This window comes from Edaphosphingomonas fennica (assembly GCF_003034225.1).
GTDB lineage: Bacteria > Pseudomonadota > Alphaproteobacteria > Sphingomonadales > Sphingomonadaceae > Sphingomonas_E > Sphingomonas_E fennica.
On the sequence record NZ_PHHF01000061.1, the window covers coordinates 21974 to 28253 of the forward strand.

General features: G+C 61.1%; 5 protein-coding genes and 1 pseudogene. 4 read left to right on the plus strand and 2 right to left on the minus strand.

Annotated features, from left to right (window positions below; all coding sequences use genetic code 11):
• Position 1 precedes the first annotated feature (1 nt).
• The 4 genes from CV103_RS14575 to CV103_RS14590 all read left to right on the plus strand — a co-directional run bounded on the left by CV103_RS14575 (position 2) and on the right by CV103_RS14590 (position 3834).
• Entirely contained in the window at positions 2-883 is an 882-nt protein-coding gene (locus tag CV103_RS14575; protein ID WP_107395350.1) for a DUF7146 domain-containing protein, read from the plus strand.
• The gene (locus CV103_RS14580) at positions 877-1467 is read left to right on the plus strand and encodes a thermonuclease family protein (RefSeq protein ID WP_107395351.1); all 591 of its coding nucleotides are present in this window, start codon (positions 877-879) and stop codon (positions 1465-1467) included. Before CV103_RS14575 ends, CV103_RS14580 begins: the two co-directional genes overlap by 7 nt.
• A 115-nt stretch (positions 1468-1582) precedes the next feature.
• Positions 1583-1903 carry a hypothetical protein gene (locus tag CV103_RS14585; RefSeq protein WP_107395352.1) on the plus strand — a complete coding sequence of 107 codons (321 nt, stop codon included), beginning with the start codon at positions 1583-1585 and terminating at the stop codon, positions 1901-1903.
• A 242-nt stretch (positions 1904-2145) separates the two neighbouring features.
• Entirely contained in the window at positions 2146-3834 is a 1689-nt protein-coding gene (locus tag CV103_RS14590; protein ID WP_079640077.1) for a ParB/RepB/Spo0J family partition protein, read from the plus strand.
• A 12-nt stretch (positions 3835-3846) separates the two neighbouring features.
• On the opposite strand, the pseudogene CV103_RS14595 reads toward CV103_RS14590, so the two are convergent.
• Positions 3847-4890 (minus strand): annotated as a pseudogene (locus CV103_RS14595) (transposase); the annotation flags it as partial.
• A 297-nt stretch (positions 4891-5187) separates the two neighbouring features.
• The coding region (locus CV103_RS14600; protein WP_425443881.1) for an IS110 family RNA-guided transposase at positions 5188-6280 on the minus strand (1093 nt) is incomplete at its 5' end.

Genomic DNA, 6280 nt, shown 5'->3' on the forward strand with positions numbered 1-6280 from the left:
GATGCAGATGGACATCGAATCTCGCGCGCGTCAGATCGTGACGGATATGGGCGGCCATTGGCGCGGCGCGTATGGCATGGTCTGTTGCCCAGCCCACGACGATCGCAATCCGTCGCTCCAAGTGACGCCGGGGAAAAAAGCCGTCCTCTTCAAATGTTGGGCCGGTTGCACCCAGGAGGCGGTCTGGTCTGCGCTCAATGGTCGCAACGTCAATCGCCACACCAACGGCGAGGCCGGCGATCGCGCGCCCGAGCCTTCGCGCCGCAAGCTGGCGCTCCAACTTTGGGATTCGGCCGTGCCAATCGCCGGCACCGCGGGCGAACGCTATCTGCGTTCCCGCGCGATCGACCCCGCGGGCCTCAAGGTCCGCTTCGCCCCGCGTTGCATCGTCGGGCCGCCAGAAGCGCGCGAAGAGCATCCCGCGCTTCTCATCCCATTCGAGGCCGATGAAGGCATAATCGCCGTGCAGCGGATCTTGCTCGACCCGAAAACGGGCGAGAAACAATACCACGCTGCGCTGCGCGAGGCGAAATTGACACTCGGCCTGGTCCGCCACGCCGCCATGAGAATAGGCGGGCAACCGACCGGCGACGTGCTTCGCCTCGCCGAAGGCTTCGAAGAAGCCGTTTCCGTGACCCAGCTCAGCGGCGGGAAGTTCAAGGTTTGGGGCGCGGGCGGCATCCGCCGCTATGGCCTGATAGCGATCCCCGAACGCATCCGGAAAATCGTCATTTATTCGCAGCACGGCCCGGAAGCTGAAGAGGCCATTGAAGGCGCCCGTGAGCACCTTTGCGCCAACGACCGCGAATTGAAAATCATTCTTCCACCGGCGCCGGCGCCGATGGACTGGAACGACATTCTACAGGAGAAGTCCCGTTGCTGATTCACGGGTTCAAGAAATGGCCGAAAAACCAGAAGATCGCGCTGCCAATCCTGACGATTTTCGCGTTCGGAAGTCTGTTCAATCAGTTGCAGGGGCGGCAAAGCGAGCCGACTTCCATTTTCGTTGATAATCCGCGAATTATTGACGGTGATACGCTCGAAGCGGCCGATGAAAAGCGTGTGCGGTTGTTGGGAATCGATGCTCCCGACGATGACGGTAACGGCAATGTCACGAAGATCGCAGCGCAGCTCTATTTGGAGGAGTTAGTGAAGCGTAACGGCGGGATGGATTGCACGAGCGAGTTTCAGGATCAGCCGCTTACGGTCGAGCCGATTTGCAACAAAAGTCGGTCGAGCTGGGGCCGGTTGAATATGTCCTGCCGGTTTCGGTCAAATGGCGCGTCGGTTTCCGCGACTATGGTGCGACATGGCTATGCCGTCGATTACAGGCGACATTCAGGGCTGGCCTATGCCCGGTTCATGAAAGAGGCAGCCGATGAAAAGCGGGGCCTTTGGAGCGTGAATTACGAAGCAATGCGAAATCTGGCGATCGAGCGAGGGCAGTTGCCAAATTCATGCAGCTGATCGGAGCCGGGAACCTGCCCTATTCCACCACACGGCAGGCCGCGTGCTTCCACGGAGCCAGCAAAGCCGTCTCCGCCCATTCGGGTGACGGTCAGGGCTAGAAGAGCAGATCGGCATGAGTGAACCAACGCGATCGACAAGGCAGGCCAAACCGAGGCCCGGAGTTTCCCCGCACGGCGAGGCAATCGCGGCCTGGCTGATCGCGGCGCTCATTCTGGCTGGCGGCGGCATCGTTGCTCGCCTTCTTGTCGATTATCCGCAGTTCCTTCCCAATAGCTATGTCGGCTTCCTGATCTATCGGGCCGGACCCACGATCGTTCTACTGTGGGCCTGCGCAGCCGCAACAATCGCCGTCAGCCCTCTCGCCAAGCGCCTGGTGCTCTTGTCCGCGTCGTGCGGCTCAATCGTGGCGGTTCTCTCCCTCGCCGCCCTCTGACCAATGAATGAGCGGCCCAGGGCCGCGCCTTGCCAGTGGTGGCAGCTGCCACCGGGGGAACAACCGGGGCACCCGCCCCGCGTTCCCCGAAGCGAAATGGACAGGGCCGAGGCTCAGTCGCTTCGCTCCCTGCGCCCGCACCACCCCCATCAATTTCGCTTCTCCCCTCCCCACCCCGCGCTTCGCCAGCGGGTCAGGGCCGCAGCCGCAGGCAGGCGGCCTTGCCGAAAAAGGAGTGAGAAATGACCATTCAGAACATCGCTTTGAACAAATTGGCGCTTTCCGATCTTAACGTGCGGAAGGTGAAGCCGAAGGAGATCGAGGCTCTAGCCGCTGACATTCAGGCGCGCGGCGTGCTGCAAAATCTCATCGGCTATGACGAGGACGGCAAGATCAAGATTTGCGCTGGTGGACGGCGCTACCGAGCCTTGAAGCTGTTGCAGAAGGGCAAGACCATCCCCGGCACCTTCGAGGTTCCCGTTGACCTTCGCAGCAAGGACGAGGCGCTGGAAATCTCGCTTGCCGAGAACGCGCAGCGCGAAGCCATGCACCCCGCAGACGCGATCATGGCCTATCGGGCGATCATCGACAGCGGCAAAGAGGTTGACGATGTTGCCGCATCGTTCGGCGTCTCCCCCGCCTATGTCCGGCGCGTTTTGAAGCTGGCAGCGCTTCACCCCACCATACTAAAGGCGTTCCAGAAAGATGAGATCGGTATGAGCGCGGCGCAGGCATTTGCGCTGACCGACGATCAGGACCGCCAGCTAGAGGTTTTCAAGCGCACCGGCGACAATCCGCACCAAATCCGCGCGATGCTCACACAGGAAAAGGTTGCCGACACCGACAAGCATTTCCGGATCGTTGGCGAGGAAGCTTACACCGCCGCAGGCGGCACCTTCACTGCCGACCTTTTCGGGGAACGGCGCTATTGCGACGACGCGGGCCTTGTCATGGACCTTGTGCAAGATCGGCTCGATGCCGTCGCCAAAGCCGCCCGCGAGGATGGCTGGCGAGATGCCGAGGCGCAGATTTCCCGGCCTGATTCCTATTGGATGCGCGGTCATCTTGAACCCGCTGGCAAGCGCGAGCCGACCGAGGAAGAAGCCGCCGAGCTGGCGCGGATCGAGGCGGCAATCGCCACGCGCGAAAGCGAGATCGAGGAAGACGAGCGCTATTACGACGAGGAATTGCGCGACCTGGGCCGCAAGCACAGCGCCATTCTCTCCGCCCTCCAGATTTTCACCGACGAGCAGAAGGCCGACCATAACCTTGTCGTGTTCATCGGCAGCGAGGGCATCGAACAGGTCGCGTTCACCCGCGCCAGCAAGAACGGCGCAGGCGATGGGCCAAAGCCGCCCCGCCCCGACTATTCGCAGAAGGTCATGGATCAGCTGGGCAGCGTCCGCACGATGGCCGTCAGAGAGGCCATTGTCACCGACCCGGAACTGGCGCTGGACGTGCTGTTGACCGGCCTGTTGGGGCAGGTTCGCGGGGAGGTCTATTCGTGGCAGCAAGCCGTCGAGATCAAGGCGGAAAAGAACCCCTTCCACATCGACGACGCCATAATGGGCCATTCGTCCATGCGTGACATTGAAGAGATCGCGGCGGCTGACCTTCACCGCGTTTCCGAGGCTCCCGCCTTGGAGGATATGCGCCAGCTGGACACCGAAACGAAGTTGCGGCTGCTGGCCTATTGCGTTGCATCGCAGATCACGAGCCTTTCGTTCCATAGCGACCGCGACCGCCAGCTGGCACAGATCGCCGGGGCCGCGCAGATCGACATGGCCGACAAATGGGAGCCCAATCAGGCTTTCTACGATCAGCTTAGCAAGGCTACGCTGTTGAAGCTGTTGGCCGAAGGTTGCGGCAACAATGCCGTCGAGAACTGCCACACCATGAAGCGGGCCGACCTTGCCGTAACAGCGCGGTGACGAAGTCGGTTTTCAGCCGGGTCTGTCAGCGCCTTCAGGGGTAAAAACGATGAGGAGCATGGCCCTTTCTCCGTCGAACTCGGCGACGAGGGCGATGACGAGCGCAACATCGGTCTGAACTACGAACAAGAATGCCTTGGATGCGCCCCTGGCGCCCCTCGGAGTGCCGCAACCGAACAGGGCGCGCATGAGAATGCCAAGATTGAACCCGGCGACGTGGATCAAATAACGCTTGTGAACATTCTCGCGCCCGCGCAGCCACGCGCGGCGCATGCCGCCGCGATCCAGGACGTGGGCAAAGCTACGCTCGACCATCTCACCACGCTTGCGCATCGCCTTGCGTCCGACGGCGGATTTCAGGCGAGACCGATTGGCGTAGACGGCCTTCTGGGCAGCCTCGTCGCCGTGCCAGCGCAGATATCCATTCGGCGGTGCCGGCTCGGCGATGCGCGTCTTCCAGATGTCGCCGTCGAGACCCTTGAGGAGCTCGCGCGAATGATAGCCTTTATCGGTCACAAGATCGCAGGGATCCCCGGACGTCGGCGCCAGGCCAATGTCGGCGAGGTTGCGTGCTGCCGTCTCCAGCGTGGCGTCGAGCGTTGTCGTGTCGCCCTTGTCGGCCGGGTGGATCGGCGCTGCCACGATAACACCCGTGTCGAGATCGACCGCGTGTTCGGGCTTGTAGGCCAGACGCGTCGAGCCGTTCTTCATCCGCGCGACCTTCGCGTCGGGATCGGTCTTGCTCGCCCAGTCCGCATTCGACAGCTTCTTGCCCTTGCGTTTGCGATCGAGCCGGACAAGGTCGTCGATCGTCGGCGTGTCGATGCCGCTCTCTTGCGCCATGCGCACCAGCATCTCGCGGTAGGTCTCGCCATTGTCACGCCGCACGATGGTACGCAGCGCGGCGTTCGCCTCCATGGTCGAGCCATCGACGCCGATCCGCTCGCCTTTCACCAGATCGTGCCCGGCGACGAGGGCCAGTACCCAGCCGAAGATCTGGTCATGTACCTCGTGCGGCAGGCGGCTCCGCGTCTTCGACAACCAGCTTATATGGGGAGGGTCAAGCCAGCAACGATCAGAGTGGCATCTTTTCCCTTTCTATATTTTCTATGGATTCAGGGTATGAGCTCAGTTGCGTGACGCGGTTCGTTGCCGAGCCCCATCCAACTTATATGCGGTCAGCCGGATAAGGACTGTACCATGATCCCGCTTGCGGCGGACAAGAGCTCAAGGAGACGAGACCATTCTATGAGTACGGCTGTTTAGGCCAGCTGGATGTTCGGTTCGTCTGCCCTGCATCCACCAAGACTGATCTGGTCTTGGAAGATTTCTGAATATACTGCGTCGATGGATTCAGGCTGTCTGCACCACGGCGCCTTCTATAATCACCCCTGCGTGGACATACTTCCAGAGTGCGACGAGCAATTTACGAGCAAGCGCGACAATGGCCGTTTTCTTAAGCCGACCACCGTTCTGAGCCACACGCTCTTTGAACCATAAGGTGAGAGCCGAGGCCGGCTGGTGCTGGACCCACAGCCACGCCAATTGGATGAGGCTGGTGCGGAGCCTTGAATTGCCGGCCTTGGATACCCCCTGGTCGTGATCAATCTTGCCACTTTGCCAGTGTGAAGGCGCTAATCCTGCGTAAGCAGCTACCTGCCGGCGATTATCAAACTGTCGCGATAGCCCCTCAAACCATAACACCGAAGCTATCTCGGGCCCGATTCCTTTGAGTTCCAGTAGCATGGCGGGCGCCGACGGCGGCGAAGGTTGGGCTGCCTCATCATCTACCGCGCACTTGTGGACTTGGGTCGCTGCGGCGGAGACCGGCGTCGCCAACAGAGCATCCCGCGTCTGCTCGCACTCCTTGATCTGGGCTATGACGAGTTCGAGCCGGCCGAGCTCACGCGCAATCTGGGCTTTCAGATGAGCTGGAAGCGGTCGCCCGTCTCCGGTCGTAAGTTCGTCCAGTCGTTTCCGCCGGTCTCGGCGAAGAGGTTCATAGTCGTTGATGCCTTGCCCAAAAAGCAATCCCTTGATCCGGTTGACGTGACGCACGCGCTCGTTGGTGAGGGATTTGCGCTCGCGCGAGACGCGGCGACGGTCTTCATCTTCAGGCGTGGGTACTCTCACCATCGCGCATACTCGAGGCTCTCCGCGCTTGTATGCGAGCAGCGTTCGGACCAGCATCTCGCCATCGATCTTGTCCGTTTTGACACGACGCCTGCGCCGCGAGACTGCGATCGAAGCGGGGTCAACGACGTGACTTTCGATTCCTTCGGCTTCGAGCACCCGATGGATCCAAAAGCCGTCCAGCCCTGCTTCCTGAATGACGACGAGCGGGAATTTCTGCCCTACACGTACCTGGCCCAGTCGGCCCCAAGCTGCGATTTTGGCCAAGTCGGAGAACGTTTTGGGAACGTGGCATTCGGTATTGACGATGGAA

What these genes read in the sequence shown, in the direction of transcription:
- CV103_RS14575 (WP_107395350.1), top strand. Translation starts at nt 2, where the DNA reads ATGCAGATGGACATCGAATCTCGCGCGCGTCAGATCGTGACGGATATG.
- CV103_RS14585 (WP_107395352.1), top strand. Translation starts at nt 1,583, where the DNA reads ATGAGTGAACCAACGCGATCGACAAGGCAGGCCAAACCGAGGCCCGGA.
- CV103_RS14590 (WP_079640077.1), top strand. Translation starts at nt 2,146, where the DNA reads ATGACCATTCAGAACATCGCTTTGAACAAATTGGCGCTTTCCGATCTT.